We start from the raw sequence: 19,814 nt of genomic DNA on the forward strand, positions 1-19,814 counted from the left end.
AGGATCAATTTTACAGTTCAACAAACCATGAAAAAACGGTTTATCTGGTCAATAATTTTACTATTCTTCTTCTTCCAGGCCGAAGCGACACACATTGTAGGCGGACAGCTTTTTATAACTGAAAACAAGGACAGTTACTACAACTATAACATCGGGCTTACTATGTATTTCGATGCGCTGAATGGTAACCCCGGCGCGGAAGACCCCGCAGTTGTCATTTATGTTTTTCGAAAGCGCGATAATGCGGCCGTCGGTTGGCTTGAAGCTCCAAAAATAGAACGAAAATCGGTCACGTACGCAAATCCATTGTGCGGAATATCTACGTTGCAAACTTATCAGATCACATACAGTTCCACTTTGCGGCTCAATCCGACCGATTTTGCTGATCCGCAGGGCTATTACATGGTTTGGGACAGATGCTGCCGAAACGGGACGATCACCAACATCAAGAATCCCGGAGACGCAGGAAGCCTTTTTTACCTCGAATTTCCGCCTCTGTTCAAGAACAATGCGAACTTCAAAAATTCCTCGCCCCTCTTTCCCACGATCAATGGTGATTATGCTTGCGTGAACTCGCCTTTTTTCTTTGATTTTGGTGGAAAAGATGCCGACGGGGACAGCCTGGTTTACAGCCTGATCACGCCGATGCAGGGATATTCCGATAAGACTAACCCCAGTATTCCTGCGCGCGGATCTTCCGCCTACCCGCGGCTGGACTGGATTGATGGTATTACCGTCGACAATGTCATTCCCGGCCCGGACCCGCTCAAAGTAAACCGAGCGACCGGAATGCTCACCGTCACGCCCGGAAGTGTGGGTTTGTATGTATTTGCAGTGCAGGTTGATGAATATCGGAAAGGAACTAAGATCGGGACCGTTACCCGCGATTTTCAGTTGAAGGTGGTCGATTGCCCTAAAATGGATCCGCCGAAATTGTTGTACAAACCCAAAGGAAAAACGGCCTGGTACAATGAAAATGAGATTATCACGGTTAAAAAAGATGATCCAAACTGCTTCGAAGTGATCGTCACAGACCCTACTATCAATCAAATGATCAGGGTAAATGGGCTGGTTGTGAACAATAGCAAGAATTACTTCACTATTCTCCCCGCCGAATTCCGGACTACAATCGCGAACGATACGCTGAAATTCGAAGTCTGCCTGGAAGATTGCTTCGTTACCTACGACAACCGCCCGATCCGGATCGATCTCATCGCGGAAGACGAAAGCTGCCCCTTTCCCCTCACCGATACGCTCAGCATCTATATTAAACGGGAAAGCGCCGGTAACAATGCGCCCAAGGTAACCACGTCGCTAGCCGCAGATTATGTGCATGTGACCGCTGGCGTGCCGGTTACCTTCACGGTTTTTGGTAAAGATCCTGACAAGGATAAGCTGGCACTTTCCGGCCGCGGGCGGGATTTCAATATGACAGATCTGGGAATGGCATTCGCTGCGACTTCCGGTACTGAGAATGTGCAGCAGAATTTTACCTGGACCCCACCCTGCCAGGCAAAGAAAGGCGATACACTGACTGTCGATTTCAAGCTGGAAGATATGCGTTGCGAGGGAAACCCGATGCCTGTTTCCAGGCCAGTTTATTTTATCATCGACGAATCGCCTAACAATCCACCTGCTGTAAAAACTTCGCTAGATATTCCGGAGATCACTTATATGATCGGCGGGCCGGAAGCGATCTTGTTCGATGTGATCGGAACCGACCCGGACACGAACAGGATCAGTCTTGTAGCAGCCGGCCGCGGCTTTGACCTGAGTGCATTGGGGATGATTTTCGAAGGAAAAACGGGCGTCAAGTCAGTCACCTCGCCCTATTCGTGGAGCCCGGAATGTACATTATTGGCGGGCGAAGCGGAGCAGACTTTCCTGGTTGACTTCATCACGCTGGACAAAAGTTGCGCGGCGGCAAGCGACACTACGACGGTAAAGATTATTTTGAAAGATAACGAAGAGCAACCCTTTCCCGAGTTCCCTAATGTGATCACACCAAACGCAGATTCGAAAAATGATTGCTTTGTATTTCAGGAACTGCCGGATGATAAATGCGACGACCAGTTCAAAGATGTGACTATTTACAACCGCTGGGGAAAGCAAGTTTTCTATTCCAACGTCCGCCCCAACGACTGGTGCCCGACCGACATTTCCGGGGGCTATTATTACTACCTGATCCAATACACAAAACGCTCCTACAAAGGCGGCTTAACAATCCTGAAGTAGATCCGAAAACGGCAATACGAGCGAAAACTGTTCAGTAGATAAATATCAAAAATACAGTCTGGCCGGAACGTAATGAGTCTTTCAATATGTTTATAACTAATGGAGCTTACGATATGTTAGATATTCAAAATATGATAATAAAGTATTTAATGTATAGCAAGTACAATACTAATAAAAAGACATTTATATATTAGCCATTTTAAAAGTAAAAATCATAACAAGCTGAAAAGCAGGGTCTATGAATGAAAGATAAAAATCGGATAACGCAAAATCCCTCCTCCTTTCCTCCATTCTCCCTTCCTCCATTCCGCTATTCCCATCACTAAAATTAACCAAAATGAAAATAGCATTAATCGGAGCAACGGGATTTGTTGGCTCACACGTATTGAAAGAATTAATTGACAGAGGACATGAGGTGGTCGCAATAGCGCGGAGTGTCGACAAGATCCCGGCTGATAGCCTGGTCACTGCGGTCGCGGCGAACGTTCTTAATCCGGCAGAAGTGACGGCGGCAGTTGCCGGCGTGGATGCAGTGATCAGCGCGTACAACCCGGGCTGGTCCAATCCAAATATCTACGAAGAATTCCTCGCCGGCGCCCGGTCGATTCAGCAAGGCGTCAAGGATTCCGGCTTGGGCAGGATTCTTGTAATCGGCGGTGCGGGAAGTCTCGAAATCAAGCCGGGCCTGCAACTGATCGACACGCCAAAATTCCCGGAGGAGTTCAAGCCCGGTGCCGGCGCTGCCCGTGAATATCTTAATATTATCAGACAGGAAACGGAGCTCGACTGGACCTACCTCAGCCCGGCAATCGAAATGGGCCCCGGCGCCCCGGGTGGACGAACAGGAAACTATCGCACCGATTTGAACAAACCGGTATTCAACGAATCGGGCCGGAGTACGATTTCAGTAGAAGATCTTGCGGTTGCAATAGTCGACGAAATCGAACATTCAAACCACATTAAGGAGCGTTTTACGGTTGGATACTAACTGTATTTGTGATACTTAAAATTTTCAATAAAAAGTATTGATTGATCTATTCATTCAATACTTTTTATGGTTATAGTTAGTACAAAAAGTAATTTATAATTTAATCAAATAAATAATTTACAAAGTATTAATAGACACATACTTTCTATTAAAATTATACATTTAATATGTTTTTAATAGTTAGATACTTTAAATACTAATTTAACTTTTTATACTTAAAAATAGTGAAAAATCTATCTACTGGTTGTCAGTTAGTTACTTAGTCTTATATGAGGGTTGTTTCTATAACAAGCCATTTTACAGAAAAGGTCAAAAACGATGAGCTAGAAAAGTTAGCTGATTTAGGCAAGATATATAAGGGAAATTAAGGTTCTTTGCAGCCTCAAACACCAATTATAAAAGCTTAATGAAACTCCGCATAACCGGTCTAACCGTTATATTACTATGTCTGACAGCCAGTCAAGGCTTCTCTCAACGGTTTCTAATGGATCTGGTTGATACTACCAACCAAATGGGAAAGGGAATGCTTTCCATTTATGAGCGGTACAATCGCGTGCGGATCAGCGGGTATATCCAGCCACAATTTCAGGTCATTTCTAAGAAAGGTGCGGAGACCTTTGCAGGCGGAAATTTCAGCCCGGCATCAAATAACAGGTTCATGCTGCGCCGCGGACGTTTGCGTGTGGACTACGCGCATTTGAATAAACACAATGACCCGACTTCCTACTTTGTGTTTCAATTCGACGGGACGGAAAGAGGTGTCGCGATCCGCGATTTCTGGGGGCGCTTTTATGAAAACAAATTCCGGCTTTTCGCATTGACCACCGGAATGTTCGCCCGGCCATTTGGTTACGAAGTGAATCTTTCTTCCGCCAACCGCGAAAGTCCGGAGCGCGGACGTATGTCGCAATTGCTTATGAAAACCGAGCGCGACATTGGCGCAATGCTTACAGTTACCAGCCGGCAGTCCGATCTCTGGTGGCAAAAGGTGAAGTTTGACGTCGGGGTTTTCAACGGCCAGGGAATGGCGGGACCGGTGGATTACGACAGCCACAAAGATGTGGTAAGCCGGCTGAGTATGAAGCCGAGCAAAATACGGGCACTCGGAGGAGCCACGGTATCTGTCGCGGTCTCTCAATATCTGGGCGGTATCACGCACCAGTCACCCGTTTTTTACAGTACACAAAATAAAGGCAACGAGTTTGTCATGCTGCGCGATTCCTCAACGAATAATTTGGGTAAGAAATCACCCAGAAATTACTCCGGCGCTGATTTCCAGATCAGTTTCCCGAACAGAAAAGGAGAAACTGAGTTTCGCGCTGAGTACGTGCGGGGAAGACAGACAGGAACCTTCGCCAGCAGTGAAACGCCGGGCGTTTATCCCGTCACTAACGGTGCAAAAAGTCCGCTTTATACCCGCAACTTCGATGGTGCCTACTTTTATTTTCTTCAAAACCTGGGCAGCATTGAGCACCAGATCCTGTTCAAATACGATTGGTACGATCCCAATACACGCGTAGCCGGTCAGCAGCTACGGAATTCGGAAGGATTCAGCAGTGCGGATCTGCGCTACGATACGTTTGGAATGGGGTACGTTTACATCGCCAATGAATCGCTCAAATTCACTTTCTATTATGATATTGTCCGAAATGAAAAATCGGCACTAGCCGGTTTTGAGACCGATGTTTCTGACGATGTATTCACCTGCCGCGTGCAATACAATTTCTAGCTGCCAAACCTTTCAGTCAATATTCTGTTCCGGTAAGTGAAGATTTTCCTGACTTCATTCCGAACGAACAATGCATTCACGATGTCGCCGATAAATCCCAGCGGCACTTTATAATTCAGAATATCTTCCATCAATACACCATCGGCCGTTTCGGTAAACCGGTGTTGGTGATGCCAGAATGCATACGGACCAAACCGCTGCTCGTCCACAAAGTATTGCTTATCAACTACATGTGTGATTTCGGTGCACCATTTTAGCGGGATACCCAACACCGGCTTGACAATATATCGAATGATCTGCCCCGCGTACATCTGCTCGCCGTGGTGTTTTGAGGTAACGATAAAGCCCATGTGAGCCGGGGTAATATCTCTCAGGTTTGCAGGGTTTGAGAAGAAATTCCAGGCTTCGTCCAGTGACACGGGCAATTTTTGCGTAAAATATAACTCCTGCATAAAAGATTTTAGTTTAAAGACTTACATCAATAGTCAGACCAATGCGAAAATGGCCGGCAGTGGCATGATTTTAGCCCTTTCGAACTATGACCAAAATCTGAGCAAAATGAACAGAAAACTCATTGCAACAACTTCAACGTCCATTTACGCCAGTCCATCCAAAGTCTGGAAGGCGCTGATCGACCCTGAGATCGTCAGGAAATATATGTACGGCGCAGAAGTGTATTCGGATTGGCAGGTTGGCAGTCCGATCACTTTTACCGGCGAATGGGAAGGCCAGCAGTATGTAGACAAGGGCACTATTTTAGAAATAATTCCGGAGCGCGTGCTGAGCTATTCCTATTGGAGCCCGCTGTCCGGCGTAGAGGATTTTGAAGATAATTACATGCACGTGACGTATCACGTGTCTGAATATGATGACGAAACGACGCTGACTATTACGCAGGATAACCTCGACTCCGACGAAGCGGTTGTCAAAGCCGAGGAAAACTGGATGAATGTTTCCAAGCAAATCAAGCACCTGCTCGAAGAAGACCGCAAGCATGTGTTGTAATAGATCCTGACCTTTCCAGGTAAAGCCTGGAAAGGTCACATTTTCATACTTAATGCAATGCGCTTGCGACCGAGATCTACTTCGGTGACTTTCACCTGAACTACCTGCTGTAATTTCACCACTTCATTAGGATCTTTGATAAAACGATCCGCCATTTGCGAAACGTGGACCAGACCATCCTGTTTTACACCGACATCCACGAACGCGCCAAATGCAGTAATGTTCGTAACAATACCCGGTAATATCATTCCAACTTTCAGATCTTCCGGCTTTCTGACTGAGCTGTCAAATTCAAATTTCTTGATTTCCGCGCGTGGATCGCGGGCAGGCTTTTCGAGTTCTGCCAGTATATCCTTCAATGTAGGCAGCCCGACCGAATCCGAAATATACTTTTCCGGCTTGATCTGTTTCCGAATTTCTGTTTTCGCCATTAGGTCCTGAATCGTGGCACCCGCATCTTTGGCCATTTGTTCGACCAATGCATATCTTTCTGGATGTACTGCACTACTATCCAAGGGATTAGCGGCATTTTCAATGCGCAAAAATCCGGCAGCCTGCTCAAATGCTTTCGAGCCGAGGCGGGGAACTTTTAATAATTGTTGCCTCGATTTAAAATTTCCGTTTTTTGCGCGAAAATCGACGATATTCTGCGCCAGAGCGGGTCCGAGGCCGGAAATGTACCGCAATAAATGCTTGCTGGCCGTGTTGAGATTTACGCCTACGGAATTCACGCAACTTTCTACGACTGTATCCAAGGCATTTCGCAATGAATTCTGGTCTACATCATGCTGGTACTGACCAACTCCTATTGATTTTGGATCGATTTTGACAAGCTCTGCCAGCGGATCCATGAGTCTGCGTCCAATAGAAACCGAGCCTCTCACAGTCACATCTTTATCCGGAAATTCCTCGCGCGCTACTTCGGAAGCCGAGTAAATCGACGCGCCCTGTTCACTCACTGAGAACAAACCAATTTCGCTGCTGCCGGAAGTATCGAGTAGCTTTTTAACGAAATCCTCCGTCTCCCGGCCTGCGGTTCCGTTACCGACAGCGATAGCCTGGATCTTATATTTTTTGATCAGATCGAGCAGCTTGGTCTGTGCATCCCCCGGGCGATCGAATGGATATATCACCTGGTCGGAAACCAGATTTCCCTGCTGATCGAGTACTACGACTTTGCAACCGGTACGGTAGCCCGGATCAATGGCAAGAACGTTCTTCTGCCCAAGCGGCGAAGCAAGCAATAATTGCCGCAGGTTTTCCGTAAATACCTGAATAGCCGCGATGTCCGCCTTTTCCTTTGACAGGTTTGTGAATTCGGTTTCAATTGACGGTTTAAGCAATCTTTTGTAGCTGTCTGTAATAGCCGCCTCAATCTGATCTTTGCAAGCATTTGATCCCCTTAAAAAAAGCCTGTCCAGCGATTCCAGTGCCAGTTTTTCTTCCGGGGAGATATCTACATTCAGTATTCCCTCCTCTTCTCCCCGCCGGATCGCGAGCAGCCGGTGCGACGGAATGCGGGAAAGTGGTTCACTGAAATCGAAATAATCGCGGTATTTGGCTCCTTCCTCTTCCTTTTTCTTCTTCACCTTGGAAGTGATTACAGCTCCGCGCTGGAAAGTCTGCCGAACTTTCGCCCGCGCATCCTGATTTTCATTGATCCACTCCGCCATAATATCTCTCGCTCCCTGCAATGCATCCTCGACTTTTAATACGTCGTCATTCAGAAAATCAAGTGCTTTGCTTTCAGGATCACTCTCTTTTCCCGTAAAAATAAGCTGTGCCAAAGGTTCGAGTCCTTTTTCAATTGCCGCTATTGCCCGAGTTTTACGCTTTTGTTTATAAGGTAAGTAAATGTCTTCCAGCTCAGTAAGCGAAAAAACACGCTCGATTTGTTTCTTCAAATCAGCAGTCAGCTTACCTTGTTCACCAATGCTTTTTAATATCGCCTCCCGCCGCTTTTCCACTTCCTGCTGTTTCTGCCAGGCATCCCGGATCGCGCCGATCTGCACTTCGTCCAACCCTCCCGTCGCTTCTTTACGGTAGCGGGCAATAAAAGGCAGCGTCGCGCCTTCCTCGAATAATTGAATGGTACTTCTTACTTGTTTATCAGCAATACTGGTCTGCTGGGCAATCAGTGTATAATTCATCTGGTAAAAATTCATTGGTAACGACAAATAAAACTGGTTTTTGTAGCTTTAAAAACAAAAATCCAGTTAACCCCGCCTATTTCAATGAAATTCAGGTTTGCTATCCATTTCGTTCTGCTGCTCATTTTCTGGTCTTATAATTTCGAAGCCTTTGCCCAACAAAAACAAGCTTTCAAAGTGATCGCATTCTTCACCGGTAAAAACGACAAAGCGCATATCAGCTTCGTAAAAGAGGCGCATCGGTTTTTTCCTGAAACGGGGAAGCAAATGGGCTTTACCTACGACTCAACGAGCAATTGGGACAATATGAATGATCAGTTTATGGCTCAATATCAAGCGGTTATATTTCTCGATACCCGACCTGATACGCCTGAGCAGCGTGCAGCATTTCAAAGGTATATGGAAAGAGGCGGCGGCTGGATCGGGTTTCATTTCGCCGCATTCGCATTGACACCGTCTGCGTATCCGCAAAATTGGGACTGGTACCATGATCATTTTCTGGGCTCCGGCCAATACAAAAGCAATACGTGGCGACCTACTTCTGCCATATTAAAAGTTGAGAACAAGGCAAGTGCATTTACCCGAAACCTGCCTGATACCTTCCGAACAGCGCCCAATGAATGGTATTGTTGGGAGAGAGACCTGAAAAAGAATCCGGATATTGAGGTATTGCTCTCCGTAGATAATGCCAGTTTCCCGCTGGGGACGGGCCCGAAACAACACGAAATCTGGCACAGCGGCTATTATCCGGTGGCGTGGACAAACAAAAAATACCGCATGCTGTATATTAATATGGGGCACAACGATATTGACTACGATAATAAAACGGACAAAGAGCTGTCGTTCACTTTCGCCAATAAGACGCAGAACCAGTTTGTTATTCAGTCGTTGATGTTTCTGGGAGCAAAATAAAAAGGAGACTTTCGCCGGGTTACGGAAAAAATCTCCTTTTAAACATAGTGATAGTAGACTAATTGCCGGCTATCAAGGATTTTCAGATTCAATTACGCCTACATCATTTTCATCGATATCCTGCGTGGATGCATTTTCCTCGGTCTTGTTACCTGTGTACACTTCCGGAGCATCCGTTCCTGGCACATCTGGCTGCGGATTCATCGGAGCTGTCTGGCCCGGTTCCGGGTAACTCGTTGCGGGCGGCTGCTCGTCGGGCATTTCATTAGTAAAATTCGCGTATGAATATCCTGTCATAAAATCCATGATTCTAACATTTTGATGTAATCAAAACAAAACAAAAAACCATGCCCACAATCATTGTCCGTTGACTGAAGTCAACGGCAATTAATTGCTTGCGCTGCAAAAGCACTATACAAATTTGTCAACATCAATACCCGTTGACTTCAGTCAACGGCAAGACATCACTTGCGCTGCAAAAGCACTATACAAATTCATAAAAATCAATACCCGTTGACTTCAGTCAACGCTGCAAAAGCATACAAACTCTAAAAATCAATACCCATTGACTTCAGTCAACGACAAGACATCACTTGCGCTGCAAAAGCATACAAAATCATAAAAATCAATACCCGTTGACTTCAGTCAACGGCAAGTCACAACTTGCGCTGCAAAAGGGCCATATAAAATCCATCGAAACCATCCTTGGCAGGTGAGGTACGCTGCTGAGAAATCAACTCCCATTCCTTGCGGTTCGTTTTCATAAAGCGTTTCACCTGATCCTCTGATTCAGAAGGCAGAATGCTGCAAGTCGCATACACCATTTTCCCTCCTTTTTTGACCATTTGCGAATAAGTGCTGAGAATATGCCACTGCACATTCCTGATCTGATCCAGAAATTCGGGCTTCAATTTCCATTTGGAATCCGGATTTCTCCTTAAAACCCCTAAACCCGAGCAAGGAACATCCAGCAAGAGTCGGTCCGCGGTTTCGGAAAGCTTCTCAATGTCCGAGTCAAACTGGATCGTCATTGTGTCCAGATTCGTCACGCCGTTGCGTTCGGCACGCTTTTTCAATTCGTTCAATTTGAGTCCTGCAATGTCCATCGCTAGTATCGATCCGGTATTCTGCAGCAACGCCGCCAGGTGTAAACTTTTTCCACCCGCACCGGCACATGCATCTATCACCGATAGTCCGGGCTGGATATCCAGGTAAGGCGCAATAAGCTGAGAGCCAGCATCCTGAACTTCTATGTATCCGTTTTTGAAAGCCTCGGTATTATTAATGTTCTGTCTTTTTTTGAGCAGAATTGCGTCGGGCACGTTTTCAATCGGTGCTGCATTGTCCTCGCCAAACAATTCCAGTACCGCCGTAACATTACTTTTTAAAGTATTAACACGCAAAATCAGCTGCGCCTGCTCATTTAAGGCTTTCAGCTCCTTATCCCAGGATTTTTTGAGCTCATTTTCTCCGAGCTCGTCTATCCAGTCCGGAATAGATTGACCGATTTTCCGTATTTCCATCGCCTCTGCATACCGTACAGCAACATGTTCCGGATTGATCTCTCCAAATTCCGGCCATTCAGGCAGCGCAATTACTTCTCCTGAGTGCAAATGCAGCGGTTTGATCAGCTGCCACACGCCAGCCAGTTTAACGAAGTCAGCTTCTTCTTTCGCCTTTTCAACCTGCGAAACGTATTTGACAAGTCGCCACCAGCGTACAATCTCATATATATTCTCGGCGATGAAAGAGCGGTCCCGCGCGCCCCATTTTTTATTAGATTTCAGCAGCTGCTCGACAACCTGATCAGCCTGCCTGTTTCTGACAAAAATGTGTTGCAGACCTTCAACGACAGCGAATATTAAACCACGGTGAATTTTCAAAATGTAATATGTTAAGGTATTTATTGCTGGCGAAGGTGCATGTAAGCACCGGCAGAGCAAATGCAAATTACCTGTAAGGCGCGGGTTTTACCAACTATCCCTACTTTAAAAGCAAATGAAATGGAAACTGCTGGTTCCTCTAATAGATCTTTTGCGGCAGCTCAACCACAAAGCTCGTCCCTACTCCCGGTTCCGAAACAACATTTAACTGCCCGTCGAGGCTTGTAACAAGGTGTTTTACCAAAGCAAGTCCAAATCCATAACCCTGCTCACCCGCGGTTCCATCGGTAGAAGTGGAAGTACCTGCCAGAATCGCGTCGACTCCCGCCGCATCCATTCCCACGCCTTCGTCTTTTACAACAATCTGAAGTGTGGGTTTGTCAATATGCAGCAGCAGCCCCAGATCCACGGTCACGTGCTTTAAAGCAGGTGTAAATTTGATCGCATTAGAGATAAGGTTACCGGTAATTTGCAGCAGTTTATTCTTTGGGAATGAGATATTTGAGGTCAGCGGAGTTGTATTCACTGTAAATACGATCTGCTTGTGCCGCGCCTGGGGACCGTATAATTTTTCAAGCTTATCTTTAAAAACTGTGAGGTCAAATCGCGTGTTCTCGGCTCCAGTTGTTGCCACCGCCACACGTTTGTCTTTGTTAGAGTCAAGAATTTCCTCCGCGAGATCAAGTATCGAGTTTCCGCTTTTATAAATCAGGTTGATAAATTCGAGAACCTCGTCCATTTGGTTGGTATCTCCCTGATCCTTAATGATCTGGGCCAATCCAACTATTCCGCCAAGGGGCCCGCGGATATCGTGCGCGACTTTTCTTTGCGTTTGTTTGGCTTCCAGTAACCTTGATTTCAACGCTTCCATGACCTTAATCGTTTTCAGGCGACTTACGATCTCGTCCGCAATGATCTTCAAAAGCTCTATTTTCTCAGGATCGAGATAAACGCGTTCCTGATCCAATACACAAAGCGCACCTATCGGAACGCCGGCGCTCGTTTTCAGCGGAACTCCGTAGTAATAGCGCACATTTGGCTTGCCTGTCACATAGTCTTTGTCCTTGAAACGGTCGTCGGCAGAAAGATCGGTGACCTCGAAAGATTCTACGTTCATAATGGTGTACTGGCAAACAGAATCTTCCCGCAGCATCTGGTCAATATCCAAACCATAATTTGAAATTGTCCACTGCGTAAGTGAGTCTATGAGGTTGACAAGGGAGATACTGGTCCCGGCGACCTTAGCCGCGAGCCGGGCGAGGTCACTGAATGTATTTTTATGGTCGGCATAGTCGATATCAAGATCCGACAGGCCAATAAGGCGTTCCAGCTCATTGGCTGGGACAGGCGCTTTAAAAATATTCGATGGTACAGAATTTGAGTGCATCAATGATCGGGTATACGGATAACAAAATTAGAAGTAATTCGAATGTTCACAATGTGTACTACAAACTTTCCGTTTCCAGGTAGGAGATTATGAAACCCCCATCTTAGAATAGTACTGGATTGTATCTTTAAGAAACTGTTGTATATTAGTTTTACATTCATTGAAGATTTAGTATTAATCACCGAGCTCGTCCGAGCATATTCTAAAACTTACAGTGTTAGATATTAAATTGAATCTAGTTAATTTAACTAACAGCGGAAGATTACACGATTTAAAAACAGTCAGGATGGTTTTAACCAAAATAGCAATCTCGGTTACTTAATGATGAGCATCTCTGATTTTTGAATATTTTTAAGTTAATTCATCGACATCAATTCCAATTCTTAGGTATTCTATTAATGTATCGAATCATTTTTACAACATTTTTACTTTGCGCTTCAATTGCGGTAAATGCGCAAACCGCCGTCGCTGACAAAGTTATCGGGGAGTGGCTGAGTGAGGAAAAAGACCGGAGAATAGAGATCTATAAATCAGGGTCTGAATATTTCGGACGACTGATCTGGTCGACAGAATTATTTGAATCGGACGGTAAAACTTCTAGAAAAGATATTCGTAATAATGATGAGAAGCTCCGTGACAGAAATCTGCAAAATATAAATGTGCTATCGAACTTTATCTACGACTCAGGAATGTGGGATAACGGGAAAATGTACGACCCCCAGAGCGGCAAAACTTACAATTGCCTCATGAAATTAAGAAGTGAGCTGCTCGAAATACGCAGCTATATCGGATTCCCACTTTTGGGAAAGTCTACCTACTGGAAGCGGACCGAAAACCCGCTTTAAATCTACCCTACTATCTTCAAGGAAAGTCCTGATTTGCCTGTTACTGGAATATAATGGAGTCGGCGTTTGTTGTCCAATAAACAGCATTACGTGATGAATAATATAAAATTGGGAGTTCTGGATCAGTCTGTGGTTCGCGCGGGTACCACGGTGCAGGAAGCAATTCAGGAAACAATACATACTGCAAAAGTTGCCGAGGAGCTGGGATACAGCCGTTTTTGGGTTTCCGAACATCATAATTCTACGTTTATCGCCGGCTCGACGCCCGAAGTTTTAATGGTCAAACTGGCTGATGCGACCCAACATATCCGCATTGGTTCCGGCGGGATAATGCTCCCGAATCACAGTGCATTGAAAGTTGCGGAGAACTTTCGGATGCTGGAAACACTTTTCCCGGGCCGCATTGACCTGGGAATGGGGCGCGCACCAGGCACGGACAGGCTCACTTCTTCCCTATTGAATCCCTCCAACGATTTCAGCGAGAGCAGCTATTTGCGCCAGCTCGAACATTTACAGCATTTTTTCCGTGATACCGCGGGCACAGACCGTGGTTTTATCTACGCGACACCTCAGTCTGAAACCATTCCGCAGCAATGGATTCTAAGTTCCAGCGGCGGAAGCAGCAATATTGCGGCACGTTTTGGCCTGGGATTGGCAGTTGCAAAGTTTATTAACGGATTTGTCAGGCCGGATGTAGTGGAAACCTACCGGAAGAATTTCCGCCCGTCGGATCAATACCCCGAGCCTCACGCCATTCTCTCCATCTTCGTTTTGTGCGGAGAAACGGAGGAAAAAGCTGCTGAACTGCGGAAAATGATGGATTATGTATTGATCGAGTTTGAAAAAGGAAAGTTCGGCCCTTTCCCGGACCCCGAAACTGTCCGGAAATATCGCTTTACACCAGGTGAGTTGGAACGCCTTCAATACAACAGCGGCAGGGTGATTTCGGGGACAAAAGAGTCAGTAAAAGAGCAACTGACTAAGCTGGCCAACGATTTTGAAGTGGATGAAATCATCATTTCTACTATGGCGGATACGGTCGAAACCAGGCTCAAATCTTTCGCGTTGATTTCAGAAGCTTTTAATTTGAGGGAAGCAGTAGTTTAAGCATATTTGCGTCGACCAATTTAACCGACGCGAATGAACCGTTTTGACCGCATAACTGCCATTCTGATCCAGCTGCAATCCCGAAAAATTGTGAAGGCTCAGGATCTGGCAGAGCGCTTTGAAATCAGTTTGCGAACGGTTTACAGAGATATCAGCTCACTCGCGGAGGCGGGCGTACCTATTATAGGCGAGGCAGGCGTTGGCTATTCGATCATGGATGGTTACCGTCTGCCTCCCGTTATGTTTACGAAGGAAGAAGCGCGGACTTTCATTACGGCGGAAAAGCTGATGGAGAAATTCACGGATTTCTCAACGCAGTCACAGTACCAGTCGGCTATGTTTAAGGTCAAGGCGGTATTGAGAAGCAGCGAAAAGTCGGTGGTCGAAAGCCTGGAAGACCATATCGCGGTGCGGAGAATGAATAATGCATTTTACAAACCAACCAGCAATACCTTCGATATTTTACTCAAAAGCATTTCTGAAAAGAAAATCGCAAAGATCCGCTACACCGCGATCAATAGTGACGAACAGTTGGAAAGGGTTATTGAGCCGGTAGGTCTTTACCACGAAAATAATTACTGGTACGCGATCGCTTATTGCCACCTCCGAAGCGATTACCGGAACTTCCGTTCCGACCGGATCCTGCATTCCGAAATGACCGACCGGTCTTTTGAACATAAGCATGCTCCGCTGAAAGAGTTCCTTGAAAATGGTCACGAAGGACAGAATCTCCGTCTGGTCAGGATCAAAATGGACAAAAGGATTGCCCGATATGTGGGCGAGCAGCGCATTTACTATGGATTTGTGTCCGAGATCGTTCGCGAAGACCACGTGGAAATGAGTTTTCTGACTGTTAGTCTGGAAGGTTTTGCGCGGTGGTTCCTGATGATCGCGCCAAATGCACAAATTCTTGAACCGGTTTCACTTAAAACTATCATTAAGAGGCTTTTGACGCAAATTTCAGAAAATCTGGATCTTGATACGGGCTCCTGAAATTTGATTTCGCAGGCAATTATAGTACCGCTAGATTTCAGTACACGTCGGAAAGATTTTTTTCGCAGCTCAGAGAGCAATCTCAGGGGCAGTCGCAGTCCCAAAATCGCTGTCATTGCGGTTGCAGTAGGTGATAAACCTTGATTCACTCCTGCCGACTGTTTATATTGACCTATGAAAATAATCAATATCCTCGGGATCTCCGGCAGCCTTCGCAGCGATTCAACCAACGTAATTATTCTTCGGGTAATCGAATCACTCCTTCCCGAAAACGTCACATTTCAGATTTTCAACGGACTCGGCGAAATGCCGCATTTCAGTCCGGGCCTGGAAGAGCGTGATGCTGTGATGAAATTCAAACGAGCTCTTCAACTTGCAGACGCCGTGATTATCTCCACCCCGGAATACGCATTCGGAGTGCCCGGCACATTGAAAAATGCATTGGACTGGACCGTCGCTACCGGGGAGTTCAACGAAAAGCCGGTTGCTGCGATCAGCGCCTCTCCGTTGAACACCGGCGGCGACAAGGCGCTGGCTTCCCTTCTCCTTACACTTACTGCGTTAGGAACAGTGCGTAATGAAAATTCGTACCTCTCCATTCCAAATGTAAAATCCAAGATTGTTGAAGGTAAAATTGCGGACCAAAATACAATTGAGCTGCTTAAAATTCTGATTGCTAATTTACTCTACTTGATACATATACGTTCCTGAAATGCTATCGGAATTGTGCAAGTTATTATTTGGCAAACAAAAGACTACCAACTTACTATACTATCTATCGTTATTTTGATACATTTGGACTTTGTCCACATTAACTAGTTAAGCAATATGAAGTTCGAAACCTTGCAACTCCATGCCGGCCAGGAGCCCGACCCGGTTACCAATTCCCGCGCAGTTCCCCTTTATCAAACCACTTCGTACGTATTCAATAATGCCGAACATGCGTCTAACCTGTTCGCATTGAAGGAGTTTGGAAATATTTATACCAGGATCATGAATCCGACCAGCGACGTTTTCGAAAAGCGCGTCGCTGCGCTGGAAGGCGGCGTGGCGGCATTGGCTACTGCTTCCGGACACTCTGCCCAGTTCATTGCGATCAATAATATCACGACCGTCGGCGACAATTTTGTGACCACTTCCTTTTTGTACGGCGGGTCTTACAACCAGTTCAAAAATTCGTTTAAGAATATCGGCGTCGAGGCGCGCTTTGCAGATGGAGACAATGTCGCCAGCTTTGAGGCGCTGATCGATGATAAAACGAAGTTCATCTACCTCGAAACGATCGGTAACCCGAGTTACAGTGTGCCCGACTTTGAAGCTTTCGCGGCACTTGCCAATAAATATGATCTCCCGTTGATCGTAGACAATACTTTTGGTGCAGCCGGGGCAATTTGCCAGCCTATCAAATACGGTGCGCACATTGTTGTGCAATCGGCTACGAAGTGGATTGGCGGCCACGGGACTTCGATAGGCGGGGTAATTGTAGATGCAGGTACTTACAACTGGGGCAATGGAAAATTTCCACAATTTACAGAACCGTCGCCAAGCTATCACGGACTGGTAATGAACGACGTTTTCGGCATTGGCGGCCCATTTGGCAACATTCAGTTTATCATCCGCGCGCGCGTGGAAGGACTGCGTGACTGGGGCCCTTCCCTATCTCCCTTCAACTCGTTCCTGTTCCTGCAAGGTTTGGAAACGCTGACACTCCGGGTAGAACGCATCGCTGAAAATGCGCTTAAACTGGCGCAGTGGCTGGAAAATCATCCGGCTGTTGAAAGCGTAAACTATATTGGTTTGGAAGGTAACAGATACCACACGCTCGCGAAAAAGTACCTGACCAGGGGCTTCGGCGGCGTTTTATCTTTTGCCTTGAAAGGAGAAAAGAAAACTGCTGAAAAATTCGTAGACAATCTCAAACTGATCAGTAACGTAGCAAACGTAGGTGACGTGAAAACGCTGATCATTCACCCCGCTTCTACTACGCACTCTCAGCTTTCTGAATTGGAACAAACATCGGCGGGCGTACTGCCCACGATGCTCCGCATTTCCGTTGGTATCGAACATATCGACGACATTATAGGTGATATCGAGCAGTCTATCAGTCAGTTATAAAAACGAAAACCCAGAGCGAACATTCCGCTCTGGGTTTTTTCTTACCGGTCGGGAGGTTTTACTTATTGATCCCTTCCAGCGCAAACATAAATGCATATTCGGTCGCGATTTCTTTCAGGTAATCGAACCTGCCGGAAGCCCCGCCGTGACCGGCTTCCATATTCGTCTTCAAAAGCAATACATTCTTATCCGTTTTATGCGTTCTCAACCGTGCTACCCACTTGGCCGGCTCGAAATATTGCACCTGGCTGTCGTGTAATCCCGTCATCACGAGCATATTCGGATACGCTTTTTTAGCAACATTATCGTAAGGTGAATACGATTTCATATAGTTGTAAGATTCCTTATTTTTTGGATTTCCCCACTCATCAAATTCATTGGTAGTCAGCGGGATACTCTCGTCCAGCATGGTTGTAACCACATCCACAAACGGCACGACTGCGACGATTCCATTCCAAAGGTCGGGGCGCAAGTTAGCAACAGCGCCCATCAGCAAACCGCCCGCACTGCCGCCCATCGCGTATAAATGCGACGTTGAAGTATAATTTTCTTTGACCAGATGTTCTGCGCAATCGATAAAATCGTTGAACGTATTTTTCTTCTTGAACATTTTTCCATCTTCATACCACTGCCTGCCCATTTCCTGTCCGCCGCGAATATGTGCGATCGCAAACACAAAACCGCGGTTAAGCAAACTGAGTCTGGTACTGCTGAAACTCGGGTCCGTGCTGTAACCGTAAGAACCATACGCATACAATAAAAGCGGTGACTCTGGGCTCCGGCCGGTTGTTTTTTTGTAAACAAGCGAAATAGGCACCTGTACTCCGTCCCGCGCAGTCGCATAAAGCCGCTCTGTTACGTACTCCGTGGGATCGTAGCCGCCTACAACTTCCTGCCGCTTTTTCAGTTCCTTTTTCTTCGATTCCATGTTGTAATCGTACACAGAATTTGGCGTCGTCAGCGAAGTATAGTTGTAGCGAAGGTTATCGGTATCATATTCAGGATTGCCCGAAGGATGCGCCATGTAAGCCGCCTCGCCGAAATCCACATAATGTTCCGCATTGGTCTTTGTGTTCCGGATCCGGATTTGCAACAAACCTTTCTTCCGCTCACTCACTACCAGGAAGTCCTTAAAAACCTCGATTCCTTCTAGCAAAACGTCTTTTCTTGTCGCTATCACCTCTTTCCAGTTCTCAACGCCCGTTTTATTTACCGGCGTTTCCATGAGTTTGAAGTTCAGCGCATCCTTGTTGGTAACGATCAGGAATTTGTCTTCGTGGTGGTCGATATCGTAGATCACGTCCTTCATGCGCGGCTGAAATACGGCAAATTCGCCCTCCGGCTTGTCTGCGTCCAATATCCTGTATTCCGACGACATCGTCGCGGAAGATGCGATCACAATGTATTTTTCCGATTTGGTCTTGCCGACACCTATATAATTGCTCTTATCGTTTTCCGCGTACACAACCGGATCTTTTTTCGAATCCGTTCCGATCGTATGCCGCTTGATTTTCTCGCTGAGCAGCGTCTTTGCATTCTTGGAAGTATAAAACAGCGTTTTGTTGTCGTTGCCCCATTCATAGCCCGGATCAGTACGGTACACCGCGTCACTCAATAGCTCGCCGCTTTCCAGATCCTTTATTTTCATAATATATTCTCTGCGGGAAACAGTGTCGACGCCGTAAGCCAGCAGCTTGTTGTCCGGACTTATACTAAATCCGTCTGCCGAATAATAAGAATGCCCCTCAGCCATTTGGTCTACGTCGAGCAGAATTTCTTCTTTCGCTTCCAGCGTCGCTTTTTTCCGGCAGTACTTGAAGTACTGTTTGCCTTCCTCGCTCCGGGTGTAGTACCAATATCCGTTATTGAACACAGGAACCGACTCGTCCTTTTCTTTAATGCGTCCCTTCATTTCTGCAAACAGATCCTTCTGTAACTGTTCAGTTCCGCCGAGGAGTTTGGCGGTATATTCGTTCTCAGCTTTGAGGTATTCGACTACCTTGTTGCTGTCCGGGCCTTTGCTGAAAAAGTCGGCCATCCAATAATACTCGTCATTCCTTTTGTCGCCATGCATTCCGGTTTCATGGTCTTTTTTCTCTGCTACGGGAGGCGTTGCTTCCGGCCATTGATATGCTTCTCTTTCCAACTTTTGATTCTGATTACATGAAAAAACGATAACAGCTAAAATCGGTAAAAAAATTCTCATAGGAGTAATAATATTAAATGGTTTCAATGTATAATACTTTTATAATGTATTTACCTAGCAGTATATTATGGTAAATTTATTAGTATAAAATATATATTTCTTTTTAATCTAAAATTAAGCTATAAAAGTATATTAAGTATCATAAGTACTAAACTAATATTTAATCAAACAAGACCGATAAATATCATGCTTGGTATACATTAAATAAAATTAAAACATATAAAAAGTATTGTAAGATAATTATTTGAAATATTAATCT

The 19,814-nt window shown here is 45.8% G+C and carries 16 protein-coding genes; 10 read left to right on the plus strand and 6 right to left on the minus strand.

What is annotated here, in order from left to right; all coding sequences use genetic code 11:
- The first annotated feature begins 27 nt into the window (after positions 1-27).
- From LZG94_RS09945 to LZG94_RS09955, 3 genes are all read left to right on the plus strand, one after another.
- Positions 28-2,235, plus strand: coding sequence for a gliding motility-associated C-terminal domain-containing protein (locus tag LZG94_RS09945; protein ID WP_233791747.1), 2,208 nt, complete (start codon positions 28-30; stop codon positions 2,233-2,235).
- Positions 2,236-2,572: 337 nt separating this feature from the next.
- Positions 2,573-3,223 carry an NAD(P)-dependent oxidoreductase gene (locus LZG94_RS09950; RefSeq protein WP_233791748.1) on the plus strand — a complete coding sequence of 217 codons (651 nt, stop codon included), beginning with the start codon at positions 2,573-2,575 and terminating at the stop codon, positions 3,221-3,223.
- Between the two features lie 484 nt (positions 3,224-3,707).
- A complete protein-coding gene (locus LZG94_RS09955; RefSeq protein WP_233791749.1) occupies positions 3,708-4,952 on the plus strand; it encodes a porin in 1,245 nt (414 codons plus the stop codon).
- Here the strand turns inward: LZG94_RS09955 and LZG94_RS09960 are convergent.
- Positions 4,949-5,404: an SRPBCC family protein gene (locus LZG94_RS09960; RefSeq protein WP_233791750.1), complete on the minus strand. Its 456-nt coding sequence runs from the start codon at positions 5,402-5,404 to the stop codon at positions 4,949-4,951. The genes LZG94_RS09955 and LZG94_RS09960 overlap by 4 nt on opposite strands.
- A gap of 106 nt (positions 5,405-5,510) precedes the next feature.
- Between LZG94_RS09960 and LZG94_RS09965 the strand changes: the two genes are divergently transcribed.
- Positions 5,511-5,957, plus strand: coding sequence for an SRPBCC domain-containing protein (locus LZG94_RS09965; protein WP_215233237.1), 447 nt, complete (start codon positions 5,511-5,513; stop codon positions 5,955-5,957).
- A 35-nt stretch (positions 5,958-5,992) separates the two neighbouring features.
- On the opposite strand, the gene LZG94_RS09970 is transcribed toward LZG94_RS09965, so the two are convergent.
- The gene (locus LZG94_RS09970) at positions 5,993-8,107 is read right to left on the minus strand and encodes a Tex family protein (RefSeq protein WP_233791751.1); all 2,115 of its coding nucleotides are present in this window, start codon (positions 8,105-8,107) and stop codon (positions 5,993-5,995) included.
- Positions 8,108-8,191: 84 nt separating this feature from the next.
- Here LZG94_RS09970 and LZG94_RS09975 point away from each other — a divergent pair, with 84 nt between their 5' ends.
- A complete protein-coding gene (locus LZG94_RS09975; RefSeq protein ID WP_233791752.1) occupies positions 8,192-9,019 on the plus strand; it encodes a ThuA domain-containing protein in 828 nt (275 codons plus the stop codon).
- A gap of 72 nt (positions 9,020-9,091) precedes the next feature.
- Here the strand turns inward: LZG94_RS09975 and LZG94_RS09980 are convergent, their stop codons facing one another.
- From LZG94_RS09980 to LZG94_RS09990, 3 genes are all read right to left on the minus strand, one after another.
- The gene (locus LZG94_RS09980) at positions 9,092-9,325 is read right to left on the minus strand and encodes a hypothetical protein (RefSeq protein WP_233791753.1); all 234 of its coding nucleotides are present in this window, start codon (positions 9,323-9,325) and stop codon (positions 9,092-9,094) included.
- A 350-nt stretch (positions 9,326-9,675) separates the two neighbouring features.
- Positions 9,676-10,902, minus strand: a complete 1,227-nt coding sequence (locus tag LZG94_RS09985) for an RsmB/NOP family class I SAM-dependent RNA methyltransferase (protein ID WP_233791754.1) — start codon at positions 10,900-10,902, stop codon at positions 9,676-9,678.
- A gap of 139 nt (positions 10,903-11,041) precedes the next feature.
- A complete protein-coding gene (locus LZG94_RS09990; protein WP_233791755.1) occupies positions 11,042-12,289 on the minus strand; it encodes a GAF domain-containing sensor histidine kinase in 1,248 nt (415 codons plus the stop codon).
- 398 nt (positions 12,290-12,687) lie between these two features.
- Between LZG94_RS09990 and LZG94_RS09995 the strand changes: the two genes are divergently transcribed.
- The 5 genes from LZG94_RS09995 (at position 12,688) to LZG94_RS10015 (ending at position 17,349) form a co-directional block, all read left to right on the plus strand.
- On the plus strand, positions 12,688-13,134 hold the full coding sequence (locus tag LZG94_RS09995; protein WP_233791756.1) for a DUF2147 domain-containing protein: 447 nt from the start codon (positions 12,688-12,690) through the stop codon (positions 13,132-13,134).
- Between the two features lie 93 nt (positions 13,135-13,227).
- Positions 13,228-14,241, plus strand: a complete 1,014-nt coding sequence (locus tag LZG94_RS10000; RefSeq protein WP_233791757.1) for an LLM class flavin-dependent oxidoreductase — start codon at positions 13,228-13,230, stop codon at positions 14,239-14,241.
- Positions 14,242-14,274: 33 nt separating this feature from the next.
- Positions 14,275-15,234, plus strand: a complete 960-nt coding sequence (locus LZG94_RS10005; protein ID WP_233791758.1) for a YafY family protein — start codon at positions 14,275-14,277, stop codon at positions 15,232-15,234.
- Between the two features lie 174 nt (positions 15,235-15,408).
- On the plus strand, positions 15,409-15,945 hold the full coding sequence (locus LZG94_RS10010) for an NADPH-dependent FMN reductase (RefSeq protein ID WP_233791759.1): 537 nt from the start codon (positions 15,409-15,411) through the stop codon (positions 15,943-15,945).
- Positions 15,946-16,062: 117 nt separating this feature from the next.
- Complete coding sequence (locus tag LZG94_RS10015; protein WP_233791760.1) at positions 16,063-17,349, plus strand: O-acetylhomoserine aminocarboxypropyltransferase/cysteine synthase family protein; 1,287 nt, start codon at positions 16,063-16,065, stop codon at positions 17,347-17,349.
- A gap of 58 nt (positions 17,350-17,407) precedes the next feature.
- Here the strand turns inward: LZG94_RS10015 and LZG94_RS10020 are convergent, their stop codons facing one another.
- Positions 17,408-19,555 (minus strand): S9 family peptidase, encoded by a 2,148-nt coding sequence (locus LZG94_RS10020; RefSeq protein WP_255700628.1) that lies wholly within the window; start codon positions 19,553-19,555, stop codon positions 17,408-17,410.
- Positions 19,556-19,814: the final 259 nt, after the last annotated feature.

Source organism: Dyadobacter sp. CY343 (genome assembly GCF_021390335.1).
Lineage (GTDB): Bacteria > Bacteroidota > Bacteroidia > Cytophagales > Spirosomataceae > Dyadobacter.